Origin of the sequence: Burkholderia thailandensis E264 (genome assembly GCF_000012365.1) — a bacterium.
In the GTDB taxonomy this organism is placed as follows: domain Bacteria; phylum Pseudomonadota; class Gammaproteobacteria; order Burkholderiales; family Burkholderiaceae; genus Burkholderia; species Burkholderia thailandensis.
Map to the genome: position 1 here is coordinate 1,092,804 of NC_007650.1, position 26,439 is coordinate 1,119,242.

General features: G+C 67.9%; 16 protein-coding genes and 1 pseudogene. 12 read left to right on the forward strand and 5 right to left on the reverse strand.

Annotated features, from left to right (window positions below; translation table 11 throughout):
- Positions 1–18 precede the first annotated feature (18 nt).
- A complete protein-coding gene (locus BTH_RS04820; RefSeq protein WP_009896306.1) occupies positions 19–1,158 on the forward strand; it encodes a dihydrolipoamide acetyltransferase family protein in 1,140 nt (379 codons plus the stop codon).
- On the forward strand, positions 1,155–1,403 hold the full coding sequence (locus BTH_RS04825) for an acyl carrier protein (protein ID WP_009896307.1): 249 nt from the start codon (positions 1,155–1,157) through the stop codon (positions 1,401–1,403). The genes BTH_RS04820 and BTH_RS04825 overlap by 4 nt, the downstream gene beginning before the upstream one ends.
- On the opposite strand, the gene BTH_RS04830 is transcribed toward BTH_RS04825, so the two are convergent.
- Positions 1,400–1,834, reverse strand: a complete 435-nt coding sequence (locus tag BTH_RS04830) for a response regulator transcription factor (RefSeq protein WP_009896308.1) — start codon at positions 1,832–1,834, stop codon at positions 1,400–1,402. The two genes, BTH_RS04825 and BTH_RS04830, sit on opposite strands and share 4 nt — an antisense overlap.
- Positions 1,835–2,429: 595 nt before the next feature.
- Here BTH_RS04830 and BTH_RS04835 point away from each other — a divergent pair.
- From BTH_RS04835 to BTH_RS04850, 6 genes and pseudogenes are all read left to right on the forward strand, one after another.
- A pseudogene (locus BTH_RS04835) lies at positions 2,430–4,020 on the forward strand (type VI secretion system Vgr family protein); the annotation flags it as partial.
- Between the two features lie 18 nt (positions 4,021–4,038).
- Positions 4,039–4,995 (forward strand): DUF2345 domain-containing protein, encoded by a 957-nt coding sequence (locus BTH_RS35835; protein WP_237705081.1) that lies wholly within the window; start codon positions 4,039–4,041, stop codon positions 4,993–4,995.
- The gene (locus BTH_RS04840; protein ID WP_009896317.1) at positions 4,995–5,876 is read left to right on the forward strand and encodes a DUF4123 domain-containing protein; all 882 of its coding nucleotides are present in this window, start codon (positions 4,995–4,997) and stop codon (positions 5,874–5,876) included. The genes BTH_RS35835 and BTH_RS04840 overlap by 1 nt, the downstream gene beginning before the upstream one ends.
- A 154-nt stretch (positions 5,877–6,030) precedes the next feature.
- Positions 6,031–6,531, forward strand: a complete 501-nt coding sequence (locus tag BTH_RS29830) for a DUF3304 domain-containing protein (RefSeq protein ID WP_227739554.1) — start codon at positions 6,031–6,033, stop codon at positions 6,529–6,531.
- Positions 6,449–7,164, forward strand: a protein-coding gene (locus BTH_RS33200) for an IS5 family transposase (RefSeq protein ID WP_230959315.1) whose coding sequence is annotated in 2 segments (ribosomal slippage) — positions 6,449–6,722 and positions 6,722–7,164 — 717 coding nt in all. Because the reading frame shifts where the segments join, the coding sequence is not laid out codon by codon here. Before BTH_RS29830 ends, BTH_RS33200 begins: the two co-directional genes overlap by 83 nt.
- Positions 7,165–7,226: 62 nt before the next feature.
- Positions 7,227–8,819, forward strand: coding sequence for a T6SS phospholipase effector Tle1-like catalytic domain-containing protein (locus BTH_RS04850; protein WP_011401079.1), 1,593 nt, complete (start codon positions 7,227–7,229; stop codon positions 8,817–8,819).
- Positions 8,820–9,011: 192 nt separating this feature from the next.
- Here the strand turns inward: BTH_RS04850 and BTH_RS04855 are convergent, their stop codons facing one another.
- The 3 genes from BTH_RS04855 to glgB all read right to left on the reverse strand — a co-directional run bounded on the left by BTH_RS04855 (position 9,012) and on the right by glgB (position 16,445).
- Positions 9,012–9,539, reverse strand: coding sequence for a hypothetical protein (locus tag BTH_RS04855; RefSeq protein ID WP_009896320.1), 528 nt, complete (start codon positions 9,537–9,539; stop codon positions 9,012–9,014).
- 362 nt (positions 9,540–9,901) lie between these two features.
- Positions 9,902–13,930 carry a glycogen debranching protein GlgX gene (gene glgX / locus BTH_RS04860; protein ID WP_009896322.1) on the reverse strand — a complete coding sequence of 1,343 codons (4,029 nt, stop codon included), beginning with the start codon at positions 13,928–13,930 and terminating at the stop codon, positions 9,902–9,904.
- 10 nt (positions 13,931–13,940) lie between these two features.
- Complete coding sequence (gene glgB / locus BTH_RS04865; RefSeq protein ID WP_009896323.1) at positions 13,941–16,445, reverse strand: 1,4-alpha-glucan branching protein GlgB; 2,505 nt, start codon at positions 16,443–16,445, stop codon at positions 13,941–13,943.
- A gap of 186 nt (positions 16,446–16,631) precedes the next feature.
- Between glgB and glgA the strand changes: the two genes are divergently transcribed.
- The 4 genes from glgA to BTH_RS04885 all read left to right on the forward strand — a co-directional run bounded on the left by glgA (position 16,632) and on the right by BTH_RS04885 (position 24,491).
- On the forward strand, positions 16,632–18,233 hold the full coding sequence (gene glgA / locus BTH_RS04870; RefSeq protein WP_009896325.1) for a glycogen synthase GlgA: 1,602 nt from the start codon (positions 16,632–16,634) through the stop codon (positions 18,231–18,233).
- Between the two features lie 39 nt (positions 18,234–18,272).
- On the forward strand, positions 18,273–20,774 hold the full coding sequence (gene glgP, locus BTH_RS04875; RefSeq protein WP_009896327.1) for an alpha-glucan family phosphorylase: 2,502 nt from the start codon (positions 18,273–18,275) through the stop codon (positions 20,772–20,774).
- Positions 20,775–21,117: 343 nt separating this feature from the next.
- Positions 21,118–21,339 carry a hypothetical protein gene (locus tag BTH_RS04880; protein ID WP_009896329.1) on the forward strand — a complete coding sequence of 74 codons (222 nt, stop codon included), beginning with the start codon at positions 21,118–21,120 and terminating at the stop codon, positions 21,337–21,339.
- A 44-nt stretch (positions 21,340–21,383) separates the two neighbouring features.
- A complete protein-coding gene (locus BTH_RS04885) occupies positions 21,384–24,491 on the forward strand; it encodes an AMP-binding protein (protein ID WP_009896330.1) in 3,108 nt (1,035 codons plus the stop codon).
- A gap of 367 nt (positions 24,492–24,858) precedes the next feature.
- Here the strand turns inward: BTH_RS04885 and BTH_RS04890 are convergent, their stop codons facing one another.
- On the reverse strand, positions 24,859–26,322 hold the full coding sequence (locus tag BTH_RS04890) for a multicopper oxidase domain-containing protein (protein ID WP_011401081.1): 1,464 nt from the start codon (positions 26,320–26,322) through the stop codon (positions 24,859–24,861).
- Positions 26,323–26,439 lie beyond the last annotated feature (117 nt).

A 26,439-nucleotide genomic window follows, 5' to 3' on the forward strand; every position in this document is an offset into this window, starting at 1 on the left:
ATTCCGCGAGGAGGAAGCATGATCGAATTCACGTTGCCTTCGATGGGCGCCGACATGGACGAGGGGACGCTCCTCGAATGGAAGGTCAAGCCCGGGGACGCCGTGAAGAAGGGCCAGGTGGTGGCCGTCGTCGATACGAGCAAGGCCGCCGTCGATATCGAAAGCTGGCAGGAGGGCACGGTCGACGAACTGATCGTCGAGCCGGGCGAGAAGATTCCGGTGGGCACGCCGATCGCGACGCTGCTCGAACCCGGCGAAACGCCGCCCGCCGTCAGGCCCGTGCGCCGGCGGGCGAGGCCGGCCGCGGCCGTCGGCGCGGGCGCGCGGCGCAAGATTTCGCCGGCCGCCCGGCAGCGGGCGATGCGAGGCGGCGTCGATCTCGACGCGGTGTCGGGCACCGGCCCCGGCGGCTCGGTGACGTTGGCGGATGTCGAGCGGACATCGGCCGCCGCCGCGGCTCCGAGCGAGGCTGCCGCGACGGGCGACCGCGCGCGCGAAATGAGGCGCGTGATCGCCGCCGCGATGGCGCGCTCGAAGCACGAGATCCCGCACTACTACGTGTCCGAACCGATTCCGCTGGGCAAGGCGCTCGCATGGCTTGCGGCGGAGAACGCAAAGCGTTCCGTCGTCGACCGGCTGCTGCCGGCCGCGCTGTTGCTCAAGGCCGTGGCCGTGACGCTGACCCGGTTTCCGGAGCTCAACGGCTTCTATCGTCAAGGGGCCTTTCAGCCTGCCGGCCAGGTGCACCTCGGCGTGGCGATCTCGCTGCGCCAGGGCGGCCTGATCGCGCCCGCGCTGCTCGATGCGGGCACGAAGCCGCTGACCCAATTGATGCGCGAACTCGCGGACCTGACGCAACGTAGCCGCGCCGGCTCGTTGCGCAGCGCCGAGCTGTCGCAATCGACGATCACCGTGACGAATCTCGGCGATCGCGGCGCCGCGGAGGTGTTCGGCATCATCTATCCGCCGCAGGTCGCGCTCGTGGGGTTCGGGCGAATCGTCGAGCGGCCGTGGGCCGAAGGCGGGGCGCTCGGGGTCATGCCGGTCGTGACCGCCAGCGTTAGCGCCGACCATCGCGTCTCCGACGGCCATCGCGGCGCGTTGTTCCTCGTCGAGCTGAGCGAAGCGTTGCAGAACCCGGAGGCATTGAGCAGATGAACGACGCCGACATACTTGCCGCCGTATTGGCGACGCTGAAAGCGATCGCGCCGGAAGTCGACCTGGCTGCGCTGCGTGCCGACCGCCCGCTGCGCGGCCAGGTCGACCTCGACTCGATGGATTGGCTCAATTTCCTGACGGGGCTCCACGCGAGGCTCGGGGTCGATATTCCGGAGGCCCATTACGGTCGGCTGCGCACGCTCGACGATGTCGTCAAGTATGTGGCCAATGTGAGCAAGCTCTAGTGTCCTTCGTGCGTCGGATCGCCTCGCCGATCCGACGTGGCCGCCTCGGTCAGGCTGACGTATTTTCCGCCGTCGGCGACGATCCTCAGCGCCTCGATGAAATCCGATCTCCGGCCGAACCGGCCGACGAATCCGGAAACGCCGGCGGCAAATGCATGGGCCGCGTTTTCCTCGCTGGCGACGGCGCTGACGACCAGAATGCGCAGATCGGGGCGCCGCTGCCTGACTAGACCGACGAGTCGAACGTGCAAGCTGCTGAATCCGCTCGTGCCGATGACGAGCACTTGCGAATCACCGGCGTCCGGGCGGGAGAGCATTGCCGCTTCGTTGTCCGATTCCCATGCGATTTCAATATCGCTGTCGCCTTCGAGCTGATGGCGAACGTGGGCGAGACCGTCGGGAGCGGCGTCGAGAATGGCAACCCTGATCACGATCGGATCCAGTCAGAGCCGTTAGAGAATCAGCATACCACCGGGCCGCCGATAGTTGAATTGGACGCGGAGCGCGCGAAGGTCGCAGGCGGATACATGCCGGCTCGAAGGTGCTTCGAAGTGGCCACGCTTGCGGCATCCGACGCGTGGGCGGGCTTCGCGTCAACGCGCGATGCGCGGGGTCGGAAGCGGGCGAAGAAGGGTGCGGCGTCAGTGCGGCTATGGCGAGGGCCGTTCCGCGTTCTGACGAGATTCGCCGGGCTTGCTCGGGATCGAGGCAAACGATTTTGGCATCGCTCGTCCCGGCGCGAACAAGAGCGGATTATCCACATGGCATTTATCAATGTCGATTGAATGACCGCCGGCATGGCGGGCCGGAAGCCATGCCGATTTGAGGAATTGCTCAGCGGATTTGGCATCCTTATTCGGCAAAGAAGAAGGCGGTTCGCCGGTTCCGATACCGCGCGAGATTGCCCGAGAACAAGGGGCGCGACATGCCCCAATCCGGCGAACCTGAGAGAAAAAAAGGATTGGAACAATGACATTGGGGCCACGCGAGCCGCAGGGGACGGCGTTTGCGCCGATCTTCGAGGCGATGCATCGTGGGCTGTTGCAGCGCGAGCGGCTGCTGAAGCTCGACACGCCGCTCGGCGCGAACACGCTGATTCCGTTACGTGCGCTCGGCTGCGCCCAGCTCGGCCGCGATTACACATGGACGATCGACGCCGCGACCACGCGCGACGACCTGAATCCCGACGCGCTGATCGCCCAGCCGGTGACGCTGTGGATGCAGCCGCCGCGCGGCGTGCTCGACCTGAATGCCGACTACCGGCCGATCCACGGCTACGTGCATACCGTGCGCCGACGGCGGCCTGACGTCGTGGCAAATCGGCTTTTCGTCCGCGCTGCATTTTCTCCGGCATCGCCGCGACGAGCATTTCTGGCTCGACCGCGATGCGCAGGAAATCCTGTCCGAGGTGTTCAATCGCTATCCGCCGCTTCAGGGCGCATTCCGGTTCGAATTGAGCGGGGCGCTCGCGAAGCGTTCGTATTGCCGGCAGAGCGAAACCGACTGGCACTTCGTCAACCGGATCATGGAAGACGAAGGGCTCTACGGCTATTGGATTCACGACGAACGCGAGCAGAAGACGACGCTCAGGATCGTCGATCGCGTCGAGGCGCTGCCGGCAGCCAAGCCGATCGACTTCTATCGAGGCAATGCCGGCGACGAGATCGGCGGATTCACGCAATGGGCAACGCTGCGCCAGTTGAACAGCGTGCACGTTGCCTCGCGTTCCGGCGACTACAAGCGGCCGTCGACGCCGTTCGAGGTTCGGCAGTCCGTGCAAACGACGCGCTACGTCGAGCAGACGAACTGGCGCACGCAGGAACAGAAGGCGATTCCGTATCCGCCGCTCGAAGACTACAGCGCGGGCGCGTACCGGTATCCGGACTCGGACCGGGGCGCGGCGTGGGCACGCATTCGAGCGGAGGAATACGAGTCGCGCTCGAGGCGATACGCGGGAGTGGGCGGCTCGCGCTGGATCGACGCGGGCGGCCGCTTCGTGCTGAACGATCATCCGGCGCATGCGGAATCCGATCCGAAGGCGCGGGAATTCGTCGCCATGGCGGCCCGCTGGACGATCGAGAACAACGTGTCGATCGCCCGTTCGAGCCGGCATTTCCCGTACAGCCTGCAAGCGGACATCGAGCGGGCGCGTTCGGGCTTCGGTTCGGCGTTCGCGGTCGCGCCGCATCCGCAGGACGGCGCGACGGGCCTGTACGTCATCGAGGTGGAGGCGCAGCGCACCGATATCGAATACCGTAGCCCGTTCGAGCATCGCAAGCCGGCGATGTCGGTCGAGATGGCGACGATCGTCACGCCGAACGGCGAGGATGTCTGGACGGACCCGCTGAATCGCGTGCGCGCGCGCTTCCATTGGGATCGGCAGAGTCCGCCCGACGCGTTCGAGACGTCGCCGCCGCTGCTGGTCGCGCAATCGGATACCGGGCCGCAGTACGGCGGCGTGCACGTGCCGCGACGCGGCGAGACCGTCTATGTGGATTTCGTCGGCGGCGACTGCGACCGCCCGTACATCGTATCGCGCGCGCCGGGCGGGGCGACGCCGCCGATGTGGCATTCGGACGGGCTGCTGTCGGGCTTCCAGTCGCGCGAATACGGTGGCGGCGGCGGTTACAGCGAGATGCAGCTCGACGACGCGACCGGGCAGGTGCGCGCCCGTGTGCTGAGCAAGACGCGGGGCGACTACAGCCATCTGACGCTCGGCTACGGGATCGTACAGCAGGGCAACACGCGCGGCCGCTATCTCGGCTCGGGCTTCACGCTGCATGCGGACCAATACGGCGCGGTTCGCGCCAATCGCGGCCTGTACATCGGCACGCACGCGACTCGCCACGACGCCGAGCAACTGGACGTGGACGCGGCGCGCGATCAACTGAAGGCCGCGGCGGACGTGCTCGCGCGGCAGTCGTCGCTGAGCGAGCAGCATCGGGCGGAGAGTCTGAAGGCGGGGCACGACGCGCTGACGGAACTGACCGACGCGACGCGGCAGCCGGTCGAGCCGGGCGCGAGCGGGGGGCGCACGTCGGGCGGCGGGACGGGCAGCGCGAACGGCTTCAAGGTGCCGGCGATGCTGCTCGGCAGCGCGGGCGGCATGGGGCTGACGACGTTTCAGTCGCTGCACGCGTCGGCGGATCGGCACGTGAACGTCGTGGCGGGTCAAAGCGCGTTCGTCGCGACGGGGAAGTCGTTCGTGGCGAGCGCGGGCGAGAAGGTCAGCGTGTTCGCGCAGAGCGGGATCAAGCTGTTCTCGAAGGACGCGGTTCAGATCGAGTCGCATCGCGAGACGATCGACCTGATCGGCCAGAAGACGGTGCGGATCGTGTCGGCGACGGAGCGCATCGAGATCGCGGCGGACAAGGAGATACTGATCACGTCGGGGCAGGCGTACATCCGCCTGAAGGGCGGCGACATTCAGATCCATGCGCCGGGCAAGATCGACATCAAGGGGAGCCTGCACAACTTCTCGGGCCCGGCCAGCATGCCGTATCCGATGCCGACGCAGCCGGATGCGGTGTGCGTGCCGTGCATGATGAAGCAGGCGGCCGGGCGCGGCGCGTTCGTGGCGATGGGGGCGTGATGACCGAGCGGAATAGCCAAGACATCGGCATCCAAGCCAGGTTCGCCGAAGCCGAAGCGTTGGGCGCGCATGTATACGTACTCGCGGCGCCGTTGCACAACGGCAGCTTGCCGGGGGCGTTGTCGGTTCGTCGCGACCATGTTGCATGCATGCTGGACGGCGGGGCGGACGTGCAGGCGGTATCGCCACACCTGATCTACATTCCGCCGAGTCACTTTGAGTCGGCGCGTGGGTGGCTGGAGCGACATGGACCGGCATCGCCGTGCGCGACGATTCTGGCATCGCCGTTGCCGCTTGCGGCGCTCGCGGAGCATCTGAAGTCGTTTCTGCGCGTGTGCTTGCCGGATGGCGAGCCGATCGTGCTCGCGTATTGGGATCCGGCGATTCTCGCGACGCTGGTTGGTTCGGCGGAAGACGAGACGCTGTTCGTGAAAGGGCCGGTGCTGTCCGGTGAACAGCGTCAGGCGTTTCTCGCGCCGATCCTGAGGTGGACATATTGGGACCGCAAAGGCGCGCTGCGTCAGATCGACTGGCGTCAGGATCGGATGCCGGCTTCCGCCGCGACGCTCAAGCCGCCGCTCAAGCTCGATCAGGGGCAGGTGGATGCATTGACCGAGGCGAGCGTGCCGGACGGCTTGCTGCAACATTTTAGCGAGCATGCCCCAGAATTGTTGGCCGACGTGCCGGAACGCGACCGCTATGGTTTTGTGTGCCGTCAGATTGCGCGTGCGCGGCAGCACGGCATCGAGGGACCCGGCGCATGGATGGATTACTGTGCGCTCGCGATGCGACATGGGGAAGCGTTCGACTCGCACCCCGATGGCGTGGCGCTGTTGCGAACCATATTGCCGACGGCGAGTGATCGATTTTCGGCATCGTAGAGACATCTTCTGATCAGGATAGACGCGTATGACCTTGACCCAACTCCGACGAGCCGTGCTCGCGACGTGTTTTGCCGCATTCACTCTGACGGCCTGCGCTGGTTCCGGCAGCCTGCCGAACGATCCGCTTGCTAATAACGGACCCTCGCTTGCAATGGTGCCCGTCAATCATACTGATCGCTACGCAGTGAATATTTTTGTTGAGAAGTACTGGGCGGGGGACGCGAGCAGGCGTGGGGGAGGTGGGGGAGCGGCTTGTTGCTTCCCGGGAATGAGGGATTGGAGCAAGCCCGTCACCGTGACATGGGAATGGGGATACGAGGAGGATCCGAAGACCAAAGCGGTTATGATGCCTGACGAGAAGCACAGCGTCCAAGTGAATTTCCCTTCGGGCGGCCCGCATCAGGATCCGGACTGGCACAAGACGGATGCCTATTTGTGTGTCATTTTGCGTGATCTGAATACTGCGGCATTGGCGTTCTCGCCTAGGGCGTGTTCACACTACATTAGTTTGAGGTTATGCTTCGGAGATGGAAATCTCCGAAGCCCAATTCAAGCAGATCGAACATTGCCTGCCGCGACAGCGTGGCAATGTGAGCCTGTCGAACCTGCAAGTGCTCAACGCGATCCTTTATGTGGCCGAGCACGGATGTAAATGGCGCGGCCTGCCACCACGTTTCGGCCGCTGGCACACGATCTACACGCGCATGAACCGTTGGTCTCGCAACGGTGTACTGGACCGAGTGTTCACGGAGTTGCAGCGCGCGCAGATCATTCGCGTTCGGATTGAAGCGGTATCGCTGGATAGCACGATCGTGAAGGTTCATCCTGACGGCACCGGTGCGTTAAAAAAAATGGACCTCAAGCCATCGGCAAGTCTCGCGGAGGATGGACAACCAAGATTCATATGGTTGCCGCGGATGCTCGAACAGCCATAACGTTCGCACTGTCGCCCGGTCAAGCCGGCGATGCGCCGCAGGGACGTGCACTGCTCGAACGCCTGGGGCCGCCGAATCGGCCGCTGCACCTGCTGATGGACAAGGCGTACGAAGGTAACGAAACCCGACAACTCGCGCTCGATCTCGGCTTCATCCCGGTCGTCCCTCCGTTGAGTACGCGCGTCGAGCCTTGGGAATACGACCGGGAAATGTACAAGCGTCGTAACGAAGTCGAGCGGCTGTTCCGTCGATTGAAGGGTTTTCGTCGCATCTTCTCGCGCTTCGACAAACTCGACTTGATGTTCATTGCCTTTATCAACTTCGCCCTGATTATCGAAGCCCTTCGATAGTGTGAACACGCCCTAGCCGATCGGGTTGCGTAGCCAAATAACACTTTCCGACGAGAACGACAATGACGGTTCGACAGGCTGGCACCCCCATTACTGATGATGACCTGAAGCAATCGGCAATTGATAGCGGTTTGATGGTGGCGCGCAGACAATGTCCCGCAGAAAAGGCGGATATGGTTGCCTGTCGGCTTTTTCCGAGTCTGCCGTTCTTCTTCGATGGTACAAACAACAACATGGATCGGGATGTGCCGCTTAACAAGCATTCGAACGTCGCTAAGCTATTCCGGATCACTAAAGATTCGATTCAATCGGATGTGCGGCGCACATATATTCCGGGCGTCGGGACGCCATTTAAGTTCGAAAAGGTGGCTGGCTATACCGATCGTCTGAACGACGATGGAGGTGGGGTGCTCGGGCTTGGGCTCGGCACTGGTGGCGATTTGCGCATCAAGTTCGCCCTCGCGGAGTTCTCTCGATTGCTGGAAGTTGAATGGGGGCCGGGCTCATGGAAGCACATGCGCGAAGTTACTGTCGCGATCTTTGGCTTTTCTCGGGGTGCGACGCAAGCGCGCGCATTCGCTCGTCGATTCATTGAACAAAAATGCGGGAAGGATGGGGGCAGGCTGTATTGGGCGGCCCCGAGCGGTATGCGCGTGCCGTTACGTATTACCTTCATGGGCATTTTTGACACGGTCGCCTCGGTCGGCGGTCCCGCTCTGCATCTCGATTGGGCGTCGGAATTGGCGATACCGGCCGAAGTGGAGCGATGCGTGCATTACGTTTCGGCACACGAAGTTCGACGCGCATTTCCGCTCGATTCGGTGCGTGTCGATAAGTCCTACCAGGGTAGCTGTGAGGAAGTCGTGTATCCCGGCGTGCATTCCGATGTCGGCGGTGGTTACGGGCCTGAGGAGCAGGGGCGTGTTCACGATCTTTCGTTGATTCCGTTGAGGCACATGTTTGCGGAGGCGTTAAGGGCCCACGTGCCGATTATCCCTCTCGATCAGATGCCAAGGAACATCAGGAAGGATTTCGATCTGTCCGATGATGCCCGGATTGTGGGGCTGTACACCGAGTATATGGCTACCCTGCCGTCAGCCTCCGGCGACACGCTCGAAGCGCTCATCCAACCGCATCGTTACCTGAATTTCCGGTGGCGCAGCGTTCTCGCTCGGCACCATGCTGACGAGCGGGTGTTGGGGCGTTTATATGCAAAGGTTGGTGAGTCATTTTGCCGAACCGTACCAGTCGGGACCGACGCCGACCATTCGGCCTGCCGTCCGAACGAATGGGTGTATGACGTGCCGAAAGATCCGCAAGAGCAGGCGACGCAGCTCCTGCGCGAGCAGCGGCTGCTTGCGCGGCACATCGAGTTCCTGCGCTACCCGATCGAACGCCGCCCAGGCCCGCAAAGCTACCCGCCGACACCGCGTGAGTTGACCCCATACGAGAAAATGATCCTGTCGGCGTGGGACGAGCAGGCGCCGCCTTCGCTGGTCGTCGACCAGTTGCTGGCAGAATACGTTCACGATTCGGTTGCGGCATTCACGTCGTGGCCCTGCGCGCTATGGGATCAGCGGGGGATCTGGTGTGACCAGAGGCGCTATCTCGCGGAGAATGACCCGATGCATGCGGGTGATTTGGCCGTGGCGTAGGCTCTTGCCAACATCAGAGCCTTACGGCTCGGGCGGGCTTCCTTCCAGAAGAGAACGTGTCGACTTCAGCGTGGTCTCGATGCACACACCAAGGCGCGATGCGTCCAGCTTGCTGCCAGCAGCAAACGTCCGCCGGCGGGCTGCAGTCGATCGGAACGGGGCAGTCCTCGACATCCCGTTCGAATGAGCGGCCTATTTCCGCGCCGAAGAATCTGATGTGGGGGGAGGCATCATGCCCGGCTCGTGCCCGGCCATCGCGTCGTGCCCATGATCGGACAACTGGGCATCGAACCATTCGTGCAGGGCTTCGACCAGACGGGGATCGCTCGCGTGGTATGCGATTTCCCCGCCGTTGGGCAGGTCGCGATAGCGGATCTGCAGTTCGCCGGGCCGTGCGGCTCGCAACGAAGCAAGGCCCGGCATGGCATCCCCGTGGATCTGCTCCGGCGCCTCGAAATCGCCTGCGGAAAACTGGCGAGCGATCACGCTCAGATGCTCGCGGATGAGCGCGGTCTGCTTCGGGTCGTGATATCGGGTGACGACCTGCTGGATTCCGCCGTCGGACGTCTTCGTAAAGAAATGGGTGGTGGCCGACAGGGAGAAGGGCATGACCTCTGCGCCGCGTTGCGCCACCTCCTTGCGGCGCGCCAGGACATCCGCCGTCGCCGATGACGGAAGAACACCAGTGCCGAGCAGGACGGCAGCCGTTATGGCGGTCAAAGCCGTTGAAGGTGGCCTCAAGGATGTCTCCAATCGAACGTGAATTCGCCGCTCCCGGTGCGCAAGGGCGGTGCGCGCTATGGCTCGTATCATACGCTGCGGCGCACGGCTCGGCGGAGCGCAGGATGACACGCACTCGTATGAGCAACGGCCGGCGCATGGCCGGATGGGCGGCGCGCAGCTCTGGAAGCTCGGCGGATCGGTATCCGGGCGAGCGGCACAAGCGGGGCCGGAGCCGCCGATCCTGAACAGTGCAGCGCGCAGGCGTTGACGCGGCTTGCCGGGCGATGCTCTGCCGGAGTGGGCGGAACGACCTCTGCATCCACGGCGGCGCTCGATTCGAGCGGCGATCGACGCACGGCCTATTCGGTGCGGCTCGATCCGTTCGACGGCGCGCGTTTCTCGAATATCCATGCGAGATCGCGCAGGCCCCCATGATTTGCAAGCGCGTCGATCGCGACGGGAATGCGTTGCCGCCAGTTCGGCGGCGCATCGCCGAGGGGCGGCAGATTGGCCTGACGTTCGACGCCGAGCGCATCGTCGAGCTGCACGATGACGAGCCTGCTCGCGCAGTCGGCGAGAAAGCGATGCAATGCGCGCGCGAACGCCGCCGCGTTCGTCGTGTCGCCATACGGCGCGAGCCGTGCGCGCAGCGTCGCCAGGGCGACTCGTCGCTCTTCGCGCGCAAGCGCGGCGAGCGACGGCGATGCGCGTAATCCGCGCGCGTCGAGCTCGTCGTTGTCGGCGCCCGAGTAGAAGCCCGCGATCGTCGGCAAATCGTGCGTCGATGCCATCGCGGCCGTCAGCGGCGGATAGCGATCGCCGGCGACGAACGCATGGTCCGGCGTCCTTTCGAAATAGACAACCCGGCAACCGAGGATGTGCGCTTGCGCGAGACGTTCGCGCAGGCCGGGCGGCACGTTGCCGAGATCTTCGCCGATCACGGCGCAGCGATGCGCGGCGCTCGCGCGCGTGATGCGGGCGAGCAACGCGTCGAACGGATACGAGACGTATGCGCCGCGCGCCGCGTCGCCGCCGCGCGGGACCCAGAACTGGCGCATCAACCCGGCCGCATGATCGATCCGCAGCGCGCCGGCGTCGCGCATGGCCGCGTCGAGCACCGCGGCGAACGGCGCGAAATCGGCGTCGGCCAGCCGTTGCACACGCCAGGGCGCGAGCCCCCAGCGCTGTCCGCGCGCGGCGAACGCATCGGGCGGCGCGCCCAGTTCCGCATCGAGCGCAGCGAGCCCCGGCCAGCGCCACGCTTCGACGCTGTCCGCGCCGGCTCCGAGCGCGAGGTCGGCGACGAGCCCGAGCGCCATCCGCGCATCACGGCCGCGCGCGGCCGCGCGATGCCATTGACGCCTCGCTTGCCACTGCAGGTACATGAAAAAATCGATGCGCTCGCGATGCGCGTCGGCGAAATCGGCGACGGGTGTCGAGCGCGGATCGCGATAGGCCGATGGCCATTGCATCCAGCCGACATATCGACCCTGCTGCGCGGCTTGCCATTCGCCCAGCGCCTCGAACGTCGCGTATTCGCGCAGCGCGACGCCTTCGCCGTGACAAAACGCGCGATAGGCCGTGCGTTCCGCATCCGGGCCGTCGCGGACGAACGCCGCGTGCAGCAGCGCGAGCGCCTGCCGCTTGAGCGAGGCGACGGCCGGGTAATCGATCGTCGCCGCGCGTTCGATGCGCGACAACTCGGCGCGCACGCGCGGTTGCTCGACAAAGCGCAGATAGTCGGGCGGCGGCGCATCGCCCGCCGCGAGCGGCGCCGATATCAGCAGCGGATTGAGCATCAGGCGATCGCACGGCGCATAGGGCGATGCGCGTTGCGGCTGCGACAGCGAAAGCGCGTGCACGGGGCTCGATTGCACCCCTGCGGCGCCCAGGCGCGCCGCGACGTCGATCATGTGCGCGAGATCGTCGAAGTCGCCGATGCCCCAGCTTCGCGCCGAGCGCAGCCCATACGTCTGGACCGACAGCGCCCAGCATCCGGGACGCTGCCGCAGCGCGAGCGGCAGCCAGCAGCGCGCGGGCGCTTGCGTCGCCGGGCGTCGCGCGCTCGACGGCCGTGCCGCGTCGGCGCCGGCGCGTGTCGTGCCGTCTGGGCCCTCGGCCGCGTCGGCGCGTTCGCCGAGCGCGGCGACAAGCCGCTCGAGCGCTTCCGCCGGCACCTGCCGGCGCAGGCCGTCCGCGCCGACGTAGTCGATTGCGATGCCGGCGCGCCGCGCGCGCGCGGCGAGCGGGCCGGCGACGCCGACGCCCGCCGTGTCGGCCGGCACGAGCGCGACGAAGCCGCCGCCCTCGACCGTGATCCAGCTTCCGCCCGGATACAGCGCGCCGGCGGCTGCGCATTCGGTCGCGTCGCTGTCGAGCGCGACGAGCCAGTCGGGCGTCCGCTCGCCGGCGCTTTCCGGCAGACGAAAGGCGCATCGCGTGTCTCGCGCGTTCATCGCGACATAGATGCGCGAGGGCGAGGCGTCGCCGCCGCGACGAGGATCGGCGAGCAGCGCGGCGAAGCCGCGTGTCTCGTTCGCGCGCCAGTCGTCCTCGGTCAGCTCGCGGCCTTCCGGGAGCAGCCACGCGATATCCTTGTCCGCACCTTGCGCGGCGATCGGGCGACCATCGAAGAAGCGCGTCTGCCGCAGCATGTCGAGCGCGCGTCGCACGCTCAATGCGCGCGTCACGAAGGTGCGCAGGTCCCGATCGGGATCGCCGCGCGCGGACCAGTCGATCCAGCTCGCGGGCGAATCCACGCAGTACGCGTTGTTGTCGCCGTGCAGCGTGCGCGAGAACTCGTCGCCCGCGACGATCATCGGCGTGCCGTGCGACATCGCCAGCGCGCCGAGCATCGATGCGCGCAGCCGCCGGCGTCGCAGCCGCACGCTCGCGTCGTCCGCCGCGCTCTCGTCGGCGCCGCACACGGTGATTTCGTCACGTCGGCCGGACGACGCCCCCGGGCCGCCGCCGCGCGGCGCGGCATACGACGTCAGGTCGGCGAGCGTGAAGCCGTCGTGCGCGGTGACGAAGTTCACGCTGGCCGATGGCGCGCGGCCGGCGCGCGCGAACACGTCGCTCGATCCCGCGAAGCGCGTCGCGCATTCGCCCGCCGCGCCGCGATCGCCGCGCCAGAAGCGGCGCATGCCGTCGCGATAGCGATCGTTCCACTCGGCGAACGGCGGCGCAAATCCGCCCAGCCGATAGCCGGAAAGCGTCGCGTCCCACGGCTCCGCGATCAGCTTCAGCGACGCCAGTTCGGCGTCGGCGAGGATCGCGGCGACGAGCGGCGCCTCGTTGCCGACGCGGCCGTCGGCGTCGCGCAGCATCGTCGTCGCGAGATCGAAGCGAAAGCCGTCGACGCCGATGTCGCACGCCCAATGGCGCAGCGTCGCGAGCGCGAGCGCGATCGCGGCCGGCCGCGACAGATCGAGCGTGTTTCCGCAGCCGGTGTAGTCGACATAGCGGGCCGGGCGCTCGGGGTCCAGCCGGTAATAGCTCGCGTTGTCGAGCCCGCGCAAGCAGAGGGTGGGCCCCCGCGCATCGCGTTCCGCGGTGTGGTTCAGCACGACGTCGACGATCACTTCGATGCCGGCCTCGTGAAGCCGGTCGACGGTGCAGGCGAACTCGTCGTCGCCATCGTGCGCGAGATAGCGGGGATGCGGCGCGCACGGCGCGAGCGGATTGTAGCCCCAGTAATTGCGTCGGCCGCGCCGGGCCAGTTCGGCCTCGTCGATGAACGCGGCCGTCGGCAGCAACTCGATCGCGCTCACGCCGAGCTCGCGCAAATGGGCGATCGCGGCGCGCGTGCCGAGCCCCGCGACCGTGCCGCGCAGCGGCGCGGGGACGTCCGGGTGCCGCCGCGTGAAGCCGCGTACGTGGAGCTCGTAGATGACCGTGTCGCGCCACGGCGTGCCCGGCTTCGGCGGGCGCGCGCCGCGCACCGCGGGCGCGACGACCCGCGACTTCGGGACATACGGCGCGCTGTCGCGCGGATCGCGCGCGTGCGGGTCGTCCGCGCCGCGATCGCGCCGGTATCCGTACACTGCGTCGTGCCAGACGAAATCGCCCGTCAGCGCGCACGCGCACGGGTCGAGCAGCAGCTTGTGCGGATTGAAGCGTTCGCCGCGATGCGGCGCGTAGCAGCCGTGCACGCGGTATCCATAGACGGTTCCGGGCGCGGCGCCCGGCAAATAGCCGTGCCATACGTCGCCCGTGCGCGCGGGCAGCGTCAGGCGCGCGCGCTCTTGCCGGCCGGATGCGTCGAACAGGCAGAGCTCGACGCGCGCCGCATGCCGCGAGTAGACCGCGAAATTGACGCCGCCGCCGTCCCACCGCGAGCCGAGCGGCGCGGGCGCGCCCGCGTCGAGTGCAAGGGCGTGCGGCACGCGCGTCTCCTCAGTGGCCCGGGGCGGCGAAGACGAGCGCCGCGAGCGGGGGCAGCAGCAACGACAGCGAATGCGGCTCGCCGTGCATCGGCACGGGCTCGCTCGACACGCCGCCCAGGTTGCCGAGACCGCTGCCGCCGTAGTCGGCCGCGTCGCTGTTGAGCAGCTCGCGATAGAATCCGGCCGCCGGCACGCCGATCCGGTAGCCGGTTCGCGGCTGCGGCGTGAAATTGCAGACGACCACGACGAAATCGTCCGGCGCATCGCCGATGCGCCGCCATGCGATCACGGTCTGGTGGCTGTCGGCGCAATCGATCCAGCGAAAGCCGCGGCTGTCGGCATCGCGGCGATGCAGGCAGCCGCGCCGCCGGTACAGCCGGTTCAGATCGCCGACGAGCCGCCGCACGCCCGCCGACGCCGGATCGGCGAGCCGCGCCCAGTCGAGCTCGCGATCGTGATTCCACTCGCGTTCCTGCCCGAATTCGCTGCCCATGAACAGCAGCTTCTTGCCCGGATGCGCGTACTGAAAGGCGAGATAGAGGCGCAGGTTCGCGTGGCGTTGCCAGGCGTCGCCCGGCATCTTCGCCAGCAGCGATCCTTTTGCGTGCACGACTTCGTCGTGCGACAGCGCGAGCACGAACTGCTCGCTCCACGCGTAGAGCAGCCCGAACGTCAGCCGGTCCAGATGAAAGCGCCGGTGGATCGGATCGACGCGCATGAACGACAGCGTGTCGTTCATCCAGCCCATGTTCCATTTGAAGTCGAAGCCGAGACCGCCGGCCGCGACCGGCGCACTCACCATCGGCCATGCGGTCGATTCTTCCGCGATCGTGATCGCGCCTTGCGGCGCGTCGGCATGAACGGTCTCGTTCAGGCGACGCAGAAACGCGACCGCTTCGAGATTCTCGCGGCCGCCGTGTACATTCGGCAGCCATTGGCCATCGTCGCGGTCGTAGTCGAGATAGAGCATCGACGCGACCGCGTCGACGCGCAAGCCGTCGAAGTGGAATTCGCGCAGCCAGTACAGCGCGTTCGCGATCAGAAAGTTCGCGACTTCGTGCCGGCCGAGGTTGTAGACGAGCGTGTTCCATCCGCGATGCAGCCCGACGCGCCGGTCCTCGTGCTCGTACAGGTGCGTGCCGTCGAAACGCGCGAGCCCGTGCGCGTCCTGCGGAAAATGCGCGGGCACCCAGTCGAGCAGCACGCCGAGCCCCGCGAGATGGCAGCGCTCGACGAAGCGGCGCAGCGCGTCGGGCTCGCCCCAGCGCGCGGACGGCGCGAACAGCGATACCGGCTGATAGCCCCACGAGCCGGCGAACGGATATTCGGCGATCGGCAACAGCTCGACGTGCGTGAAGCCGAGCGCGGCGACGTATGGAATCAGCGCGTCGGCGAGTTCGTCATAGGAGTACGCGCGCCCGTCGGGATGGCGGCGCCACGAATCGAGATGCACTTCGTAGATCGCGATCGGCGCGTGCGCCGATTGCGCCGCCGCGCGTTCGCGCATCCAGGCGTCGTCGCGCCAGCCGAACGCCGACGGCGCGCAGATGCGCGACGCCGTGCGGGGCGGCGCCTCGGTGCGCCGCGCATATGGGTCGGCCTTCAGAAGCCGGTCGCCGTCGCGCGTGCGCAGCGCGAACTTGTAGAGCGCGCCGCAGCCGACGCCCGGCACGAACAGCTCCCACACGCCGCATTCGATTCGCTTGCGCATCGCGTGCACGCGAGCGTCCCAGCCGTTGAACGAGCCGACCACGCTGACGCACGACGCATTCGGCGCCCACAGCGCGAATGCAGTGCCTTCGAGTCCGTCATGCACGCAGGGGTGCGCGCCGAGCCGGCGATAGGCGTCGCGATGCTCGCCTCGCGCGAGCAGATGGCAATCGAGCGAGCCGAGCCACGGCGTGCATGCATACGGATCGTCGAGGTCGCGAACCGTGTCCGCGTAGTGCGCGCGCAATCGGTAGCGCAGCGGGCCGGGCGCCGGCAGGCGGATCGCATGCAGTTCGCCGGACCCGACCGGAGACAGCGTGGCGAGCGTGCGTGCCGAGGCGGCGTCGATCAGTTCGACTCGGGCGGCGCCCGGCAGCAGGCAGCGGACGACGACGTCGCGCGCGGACGATTCGGCATGGATGCCGAGCACCGCGAACGGATCGTCGTGCTCGCCGCGCAGCAGACGAGCGAGATCGTCCGGCGCGATCAACGCGGCGTCGTCCGGCGAGGCGGGCCGGTCGACGACGACGGGTGGCGCGGGCAGCGGCTCGGTGGGCAAGGGTATCCCCGATGCGATGTGGATGACGGCGGGAAACGGGCGGTGCGCGCGGCGTGCGGCTGGCGCGACGTTTCGCCAGGCGACGCGCGACACGCGATACGCGATACGCGATACGCGATACGCGATACGCGATACGCGACACGCGACACGCGACACGCGATACGCGATACGCGATACGCGGCGCGCGTTTCGCGGACGCCGTCCCACGGCGTTCCGCCATGCCGTGCGAGCGCCGATTCCCGTCATCGCGATGGTGTCGCCCGCACGATCCGCAAGTTTTGATGAGGATCAAATCAAGCTTCGCGCCGGCGCGTGACATTGATCGCTCGGGCAGGCGTGCCACCTGCCGGGAGGAGACAGACAATGAACGACGGGGTAACGGGCCGGGCGCGCGGGGCGTCCGCCGGGCGAGGCCGTGCGGGGCCGCGGGTGATGTTCGTCGCATCGGAAGCGTTTCCGCTCGCGAAGACGGGCGGACTCGCCGACGTTTGCGCATCGCTGCCGAAGGCGCTGCGCGCGCTCGGCTGCGATGTGCGCGTGCTGATGCCGGGCTACGCGCAAGCGCTCGATCGCGTATTGCGGCCGCGCGTCGTCGCCGAGCTGGGCGAAGTGCTGCCGGGCGCGGCGGTGCGCATCATCGCGGGGTCGATGCCCGATTCCGGCGTGCCGGTGTGGCTGCTCGACTGCCCGTCGTTGTATCGTCGCGCGGGCTCGCTGTATTGCGGCCCGGACGACGCGGACTGGGCGGACAACGCGTACCGCTTCGGCCTGCTTTGCCAGGTGGCCGCGCGCGTTGCGCTCGGCGCCGCGGGGCTGAGGTGGCGTCCGGACGTCGTGCACGCGCACGACTGGCACGGCGGGCTCGTTGCGCTTCTGACGCGCGGCGCGGGCGACGCGCGCCCGAAGACCGTGTTCACGATCCACAACGCCGCGTTCCAGGGCAATTTCGCGCTCGACGACGCGGCGCGCATCGGCTTGCCGGCCGATGCGCTGTCGGTCGATGGCGTCGAATTCTACGGGCAGTTGTCGTTCCTGAAAGCGGGCGCGCGCTACGCGGACCGACTCACCACGGTCAGTCCCACCTATGCGGGCGAGATCCAGACGGCCGAATTCGGCTGCGGCCTCGAGGGTTTGTACGCGGCGCGGCGCGACCAGCTCAGCGGGATCATGAACGGCATCGACACCGAGCTGTGGAATCCGGCGACGGACCGCTGGCTGCCGCAACCGTATTCGATCGACGACATGGGCGGAAAGGCGGGCTGCAAGGCTGCGCTGCAGCAGGAACTCGGCCTTTGCGCCGACGCAAGGGCCCCGCTCGTCGCATCGGTGTGCCGGCTGACCTCGCAAAAGATGTCGGACATCGTGCTCGAACGCCTGCCTGAGCAGCTCGCGCAGCATCCGCGCATGCAGTTCGCACTGCATGGACGCGGCGATCGCGCGCTCGAACAGGGGTTCGATGCGTTGGCCGCGCAGTATCCGCGCCGCGTGGCGGTGCGGATCGGCTATGACGAAACGCTCGCGCACCGGATTCATGCCGGCGCGGACATCCTGCTGCACGGCGCCCGGTTCGAGCCGTGCGGGCTCACGCAGCTGTACGCGATGCGCTACGGAACGATTCCGATCGTACGGCGGGTTGGCGGACTCGCCGACAGCGTCGTCGATCTCGACACGCTCGCGCCGCACTCCGAGGACGCGACGGGCTTCGTGTTCGACGCGCCGACAGGCGATGCGATGAGCGAAGCGCTGCGCCGCTGCGTGAATCTGCACGATGCGCGGCCCGGCGTGTGGTCCGCGTTGTGCCGGCTCGCGATGGCGCGCGATTCGAGCTGGTCGCGTTCGGCGCGCGCGTATCTGGACCTGTACGCGGCGCTGACGCCGCGGCGGCGCGTCGAGGCGTCCGACGAGGCGCGGGGCGCGGCGGCCGCGCTTGCGCGAGCGGACGCCGCGAGCGGGCGCCGGCGTCGCGCGCCCGAGCAGTCCGAACGGCTGCGTCAGGAGCGGCTCGCGCGGCAGGTGGCGCTCGCGTCGAAGTGAGCGCCGCCGGCGCCGACAGCCACGAACGAGGGAGAGCCGATGTTCGCATTCCTGCCGCGTGCGTTGCCCGCGTCATTGTCGGCGTTGACCGAGCTCGCGCTCGATCTGCGCTGGACATGGAGCCATGCGCTCGACGCGCTCTGGCAGGCCATCGACCCCGAGCTCTGGGGGCGGACCGGCAACCCGTGGATCATTCTGCAGAACGTATCGCAACATCGGCTCGACGAGCTGTGCGGCGATCGCGATTTCTCGTCGAAGCTCGCCGCCGCGATCGACGACCATCGCCGCTATCACGGCGACCGCGGCTGGTGGCAGGCGCAAAGCGAAGGCGCCGCGGACGCGCCGGGCACGATCGCATACTTCAGCATGGAGTTCGGTCTCGGCGAAGCGTTCGCGCTGTACGCGGGCGGACTCGGCGTGCTCGCTGGCGATTACCTGAAGACGGCGAGCGATCTGGGCGTTCCGGTGATCGGCGTCGGCCTGCTGTTTCAGGAAGGCTATTTCCGTCAGAGCATCGATGCGAGCGGCCGGCAGCGCGAGGCCTATCCGTACAACGATCCGACGAGCCTGCCGATCCAGCCCGTGATCGGCGCCGACGGCGCGTGGCTGAAGGTCGGGCTCGATCTGCCCGGCCGCACGCTGTACTTGCGCGTATGGCTCGCGATCGTCGGCCGCACCCGTCTGTATCTGCTCGACAGCAACGACCTGCGCAACAGCGTCGGCGATCGCGGCATCACCGCGAAACTGTATGCGGGCGGCGCCGAGACGCGCCTGCTGCAGGAAATGGTGCTCGGCGTCGGGGGATGCGCGATGCTGGACGCGCTCGGCCTCGAAGTGGACGTGTGCCACATGAACGAGGGGCATGCGGCGCTCCTCGTGCTCGAGCGCGCGCGCCTTTTCATGCAGAAGCACGGCACGTCCTTTCGCGACGCGTGGTGGGCGACGCGCGGCGGCAACGTGTTTACGACGCACACGCCGGTCATGGCGGGATTCGACACATTCGCGCAGCCGCTCGTCCTCGAGTATCTGCGTGGGTACGAACGGGCATTCGACATTTCGTCGCGTGACCTGCTGGCGCTCGGTCGCGCCGATCCGCTGAACGACGACGAGCCGTTCGGCATGGCGTACCTCGCGTTGCGCGGCTCCGCTCAGGCGAACGGCGTGAGCCTGCTGCACGGCGAGGTCAGCCGCCGGAAGTTCAGCAGCCTCTATCCGCGCTGGCCCGTCGACGAGGTGCCGGTCAGCCACGTGACGAACGGCGTGCACGTGCCGAGCTGGGATTCGGCATGGGCGGACGACCTGTGGACGTGCGCTTGCGGCAAGGGGCGCTGGCTCGGTTCGGTGGACGGCCACACCGCGGCCGTCGCGGCTTGCGACGACGAGCAGTTATGGGCGCTCGCGGCGCAGCAGCGCCGCGATCTCGTGCGCTATGCGCGACGGCGGCTCGGCTGGCAGCTCGCGCAGCGCGGCGAGCCGCAGCGGCAGGTCGTGCAGGCGGCGCAGGTGCTCGATCCGAACATCCTCACGCTGGGCTTCGCGCACCGCTTCACCGATTACAAGCGGCCGAACCTGCTGCTGCACGACGCCGGGCGTCTTGCACGGCTGCTCACGGACGAAAGGCAGCCGGTTCAACTGATCGTCGCCGGCAAGGCGCATCCCGACGACGAGCGGGGCAAGCAGCTCATTCATGCGTGGGTCGAGTTCAGCCACCAGCCCGCGCTGCGGCGGCGCGTCGTGTTTCTCGAGGACTACGACATGGCGCTCGCGCAGCAGCTCGTGCAGGGCGTCGACGTCTGGATCAACACGCCGCGCAGGCCGTGGGAGGCGTGCGGAACGAGCGGAATGAAGGTGCTCGCGAACGGCGGCCTGAATCTGTCCGAGCTCGACGGCTGGTGGGCGGAGGCGTATCGGCCTGCGTACGGATGGGCGTTTGGATGCGGAGACGATGATGCGGACGACGCGCAGGCCGTGTACCGGATACTCGAGAACGATATCGTGCCGGCGTTCTACCGGCGCGACGCTCGCGGCGTGCCGCGCGAATGGGTGCAGCGGATGCGCGCGAGCATGTCCGAGCTCGCGCCGCGTTTCAGCAGCAACCGGATGCTGACCGACTATCTCGTGCGCTTTTATCGGCCGGCGGCGGCCGCGTATCGCAACCGCAGCCGCGATCAAGCGAATCTCGCGAAGGCGCTGAACGCGTGGGAAACGGCGCTCGATGCCGATTGGCACGAGGTGCACTTCGGGCCGGTCGAGGTGCGGCGCGAACAGGACATGTGGCGCTTCACGCTGCCCGTCTACCTTGGCGAGATCCTGCCGCAATGGGTGCGGGTGGAACTGTACGCGGAGGCGGACGGCGCGCGCCCGGCCGAATGCCGGCCGATGACGGCGACCGGAACGATTCCGGGCTCGATCCAGGGATACCTCTTCGGCGCGAGCGTGCCGGCGACGCGGTCGGCCGACCATTACACGCCGCGCGTGCGGGCCTGGCACGACGATGCGTTCCTGCCGGCCGAGCTCAACCTGATCGCCTGGCACCACTGACGCGCGACGCGATGCGGCGCGCGGCGGCCTGCGGGTGCGGCTTGCGCGCACGGGCGGCGGCGGGTCGGAACGGGAAAATATTTGCCGGAACGGGCGCGTTTCGCGTCGCCCGCTTGCGTCATGCAGCGGATCGCCATGCCATCGGCGCGCCCGCCGCGATCGAATCCGCAGCGGAATCAGCGTATTCCTACAAGGCGGTGCGCGGCGTCCATGCGCTTATCTCGCATTTGCCGATTTTCTTTCGGCCGCCTGAATTGCACAGTGCGATGCAGCGTGTTTTCCGTCGCAAACGAACCGGGCTGCCGGCCCAGGCCGATGCCGCTGGATACAGGGGACATGAATGATGTTGACGCCGCATGAACTCTCGACCTTGCTGTGCGTTGCCCGCTCGCCCGAGGGCGTGGACGTGGCGAATCCGGAATTCGCGTCTCTGGTCGAAATGGGGCTCGCGATGACGGTGGACCGAGGGCAACCCAGCGTGCCGGGTTCGCTGCTGACGTCGCGCGGCCGCGCATTGCTCGAGCGGATCGCGTGCGCGAGAGCGTCGGGCGCGCGCAGGCATTGAGCGAGGCCAGGCGATTCCGGCGCGCGCGATCGAGGCATGGCCGGATGACGGTTGCCGCGCGCGAGCGCATTGCCGCGCGATCGACGAGCGGTGTTTCCGCCCACGTCGCCTCGCGCGGCGGCTCGGCCTCGCGCGCGAGGCGACGCGGCGCGCTCGCGTTTGCGCCGCTCGTTGACGCAACTCAAGCCGTTCGTCGCGGGACGGCGCACGCTGACGATCGGCGTCGCGCGATTCGTCGCGCGGCGAAGCGAGCGGATACGGCGGATGCGCGCCGCCGCTGCGCGCGGTCTCCGATCATTGAACGGGCGACAAGCATGGAACACACGCAGCGCCTATCCGACAACGCGACGCGTCTGCTCGCGCTGATCGACGCATTGCTCGCCGAGTTGTACGGCGAGCGAAACGGTCATGGCCGCGCGACGCTCGATGCGCGGTTCGAGCGCGATCTCGGCTTCGACAGCCTGACGCGCGCGGAGCTGTTCGACCGGATCGAGCGCGCGTTCGGCGTGCGCTTGCCGGTCGACGTGTTCGCGTCCGCCGCGACGCCCGCCGACGTCGTGCGCGCGCTCGCCGCAGCGCACGCGCAGCCGCAGGCCGCGCCGGAAGGCGAAGCGGGGCCGGCGCCGCCCGCCGATGCCGCCGCATGGCCCGTCGAGGCCGACACGCTGATCGACGTGTTGAACTGGCATGCCGAGCGGCATCCGGATCGCGTTCATCTGCGGCTTCTCGAAGACGGCCTCGTCGCGACGCCGCTCGCTTACGGCGAACTGCATCGGCGCGCGTCGGATCTGGCGGGCGGCTTGCGCGAACGCGGCATCGATCCGGGCGACACGGTCGCGCTGATGCTGCCGACGGGGCTCGACTATTTCGTCTCGTTCACCGCCGTCCTGTTTTGCGGCGCGATCCCGGTGCCGATCTATCCGCCCGCGAATCCCGCGCAGCTCGAAGAGCATGTCGAGCGCCACACGCCGATTCTCGAGAACGCCCGGATCAAGGCGCTGATCGCGTTTCGCCAGGCCGTCTCGGTCGCGCAGTTGCTGAAGCTTCGCGTGAGCACGCTGCAGCACGTGTTCACGCCCGAGCAGCTCGTCGGCCGCGAGCGGCTGCCGCCGTTTCGCGCGGCCGCGAGCGACATCGCGCTGCTCCAGTACACGTCGGGCAGCACCGGCACGCCGAAGGGCGTGGTGCTCAGCCATGCGAACCTGCTCGCGAACATCCGCGCGATGGGCGACCGGATGCATGTCTACGCGACCGACGTGCTCGTGAGCTGGTTGCCGCTGTATCACGACATGGGATTGATCGGCGCATGGCTCGCGCCGCTTTATTTCGGCATTCCGGCGGTCGTGATGTCGCCCGTCGCGTTCCTCGCGCGTCCGGCGCTGTGGCTGCGCGCGATCTCGCGATACCACGGCACGATCACCGCCGCGCCGAACTTCGCGTACGAACGGTGCGCGCGCCATCTCGCCGCGCTCGAGCCGACCGAATTCGATCTGTCGTCGCTGCGTTTCGCATTCTGCGGCGCCGAGCCCGTCAACGCCGACACGCTGCGCGCGTTCGCGGCGCGCTTCGCCGCGTGCGGTTTCGACGCGCGCGCGCTGACGCCCGTCTACGGTCTCGCGGAAAACACGCTCGGCCTGACGTTTCCGCCGCCCGCGCGCGGGCTGCATGTCGATCGGATCGCCCGCGCGCCGCTCAACGCGAGCGGCCAGGCGGTGCCCGCGCCCGGCGACGCGAACGCGCTCGACGTGCCGGGCTGCGGCTATCCGATCGACGGCACCGAGCTGCGGATCGTCGGCGACGACGAGCGCGAGCTTGCCGAGCGGCGGGTGGGGCGCATCGAGTTTCGCGGCACGTCGGCGACGCGCGGCTACTACCGCAATCCGGCGCAGACCGCGCGCCTGTTCCATGACGCATGGCGCGACACCGGCGACCTCGGCTATGTCGCGGACGGCGAGCTGTACATCACCGGGCGCGCGAAGGACATGATCATCCGCGGCGGCCAGCATTTCTTTCCGTACGAGCTCGAGGAGGCGATCGGACGGCTGCCGGGCGTCGCGGCGGGCGGCGTTGCGGTGTGCGGCGCCGCCGACCCCGCCAGCGGCACCGAGCGCGTCGTGATCTTCGTCGAGAGCGAGGCCGCCGACGGCGCCGCGTGCGAGCGGCTGCGGGCGAACGTCAACGACGTGACGGCCGCGCGCTGGGGCATGCCCGCCGAACAGGTGAGCATCGTCGCGCCGCACAGCATCCTGAAGACGCCGAGCGGCAAGATCCGCCACGCGGCGACGCTCGCGCAGTTCGAGCGCTGCGCCGGACGGTTGCCGCAAGCGAGCGCGCCGTGGCGGCAATTCGCCGATCTGGCGGTGCGCAGCGTCGCGCCGTTCTGCTCGCGCGTTTCGCGGCGCGCGGCGCAGGCGCTGCGCGGGCTGTGCTGCTGGGCGCTCGTCGCGCTGCTCGCGCCCGTGCTGTGGGTGCGCGTCGCGTATCGGAACGATACTCGGGACAACTGGCGGCTCGCGGCGCAAGCGTGCCGCGCGTTCCTGCGTTTCGCCGACGTGCGCGCGAGCCTGATCGCCGATCCCGACGCGCTCGCGGCCGGGCCGTCGATCGTCGTCGCGAACCATACCAGCTACCTGGACGTCGTCGCGCTGCTGGCGTTGCTGCCGAGTCCCGTGCACTTCGTCGCGAAGCGCGAGCTCGCGACGCGCCCGTTCGTCGGCCGCTTCCTGCGCGCGCTCGGCACGCGCTTCGTCGAGCGGCGCGATTACGGGCGCAGCGTCGAGGACGAAGCGCGGCTCGTCGCGCAGGCGGCCGCCGACGAGACGCTGCTGTTTTTTCCGGAAGGCACGTTCACGCGCGCGGCGGGGCTCGCCGCGTTCCGCCTCGGCGCGTTTCGCGCGGCGTGCATCGCGCGGCGGCCGGTGGTGCCCGTCGTCGTGAGCGGCGCGCGCGCCGTGTTGCGCGACGGCGAATGGGCGCCGCGCCGCGGGGAGATCGCGGTGACGATGCTCGCGCCGATCTTCCCGGACGGCACGGACTTCGGCGCGATGGCGCGGCTTCGCGATCGCGCGCGCGATGCGATTCTGTCGCGCTGCGGCGAGCCCGACTTGCGGGCCGATCGCGCTCCGCGCGCGGCGTTCGCGTCGGTCGCGTAATGCATGGGGCGCTTCGCCGCGCGCCGTTGCGCCCGCGCGCGGCGCGCTCGCCGATCGGCGCCGCCCGCCCGGACTTCCGCCGATGATTGGAGGCGCGTCAAGCCGGCTCCAGCCGCCCGGTCGGGTGCGGCGGCAACCGGTCGATGCGGCTTCGCCCGCGGCGTCTTTCGTGGCGGCAATGCGATCAGCTGCTCGGCGACATCGATGCGCCCCGCATCGCGTTCGCGCGGCTCGATCTGCGCCGGCTTGTCCGCCGGCCGGCGGACTGCGTTCTCCCGAGCGCCGGCCGCGCGGCCGGGCTGCAGGCGCGACCGCGCCCGTTGCCTCGCGTTCCGTCGGCCGTCTCTTCGTCGCGGCTTCTTTCCGGTCACGGCATGGCCGGCGCCTGCGGCTTCGACGCTTCGTCCGCCCAATGGAAGTACCGGATGTACTGGCGGATCTCGGCATCGCTCAGATTCTGGTCCGGCATGGTAATCGGATAGTGCGCGCGCAGCGCCTTGGCATCGGCATCCGCCGCCACCATCGCTTCGGGCGATGCGAGCCACCTTCGCAGCCATTCGTCGCTTCGCAGCTTCGTGACGCCTAGAAGATCCGGACCGAGCTTCGCGCCGTTTCCGAGCGTGTGGCAGGCGAGGCACTTGCTCTCGAAACTCAGCTTGCCTTGCACCGCTTCCGGGTCGGTCGGCGTGGCGGATGCGGGGATGTTGTGATGCTCGATGGCCGATTCTTCATGAGCGCCGGCATCGATCACGCCGACCGCGCCCTGCGACGCGTTCGCAAACTGATGATCGACCATGACGTAGCTTCCCGCCTCCGGCACGATGAATTCCACGATCGCGCTGCTGCTGGACCCGAGCAGCACCGTCTGCATGCCGCGCAACTGATTGTCGGGATTCCCGTCGAGCCAGACGCGATCGAAGATCGCGCCCACGACGTGGAAGCTCGACGTGTCGCTCGGGCCGGCGTTGAGCACGTATAGCCGCACCCGCTCGCCGGGCTTCGCGATCAACGGTTGCGCGACCATGCCGTTGTATCGGCCGTTGAACACCGTGTAGGTCGGGGCTTTGCGGCGCAACCGGTCACCGTCGAGCACGTAAAGCGGAACCGCGCCCGTGCTGCGGTGTTGCGGATCGGGCTTCGTGTAGAACTCGCTCTGAACGATCACGTATTCCCGATCGGCCTTGGTCGGATAGCCGTCGCGCGGCTCCACGACGACGACGCCGTACATCCCCGACGCGATATGCTCGAGCACCATCGGCGTGCCGCAGTGGTACATGAAGACGCCCGGATAGTTCGGCGTGAACTCGAAGCTCATGGTCTGCCCCGGCGCGATCGACCGATACTTGTCCGTGGGCGAGACCATCGCCGCATGGAAATCCATCGAATGCATCATCGGCGCGGACAATTGCAACGTGCCCGGAGCCGGTTCGTCGCTGCGGTTCGTCATCGAGAAGTGCACGCGATCTCCCACCCTGACGTGCACCGTCGGCCCCGGCACCTGATTGGCGAACGTCCACGCGGCGAACGCGACACCCGGGGCGATTCGGATGACGGTGTGCGTGGTGTCGAGGCGGATCGTCTTGTTCCGTGACCTGGCCAGCGGCTTTAGCGCGGCATCGAAGCTCAACGCCGAGCCGGATGCGAATGGGCCCGTGTGGCGCTCCTGCGTAACGTGCGCCGGCCCCGGGTTGAAGTTCATGCGCGATATCTCGTACCGTTCAGCGGGCGAGCGGCTTTGGCACGCGCTCAGAACCAGCGCGCCCGAGAGCGACGCCAGCAGAAGCGCTTTGGCGCGGCGAGCAAGCGGGCTCGGATCGACGGCATCGGTCATGTCGAGATCTCCCAGGCTTGTTTTTTTCGTCGCGTCGGCCGGGCGCTTCATCGGCCGCGCGAACGCATCAACGCTTGCACGCCCGACGATGCCGCGCCCGGCGGCCGAAATCGGCCG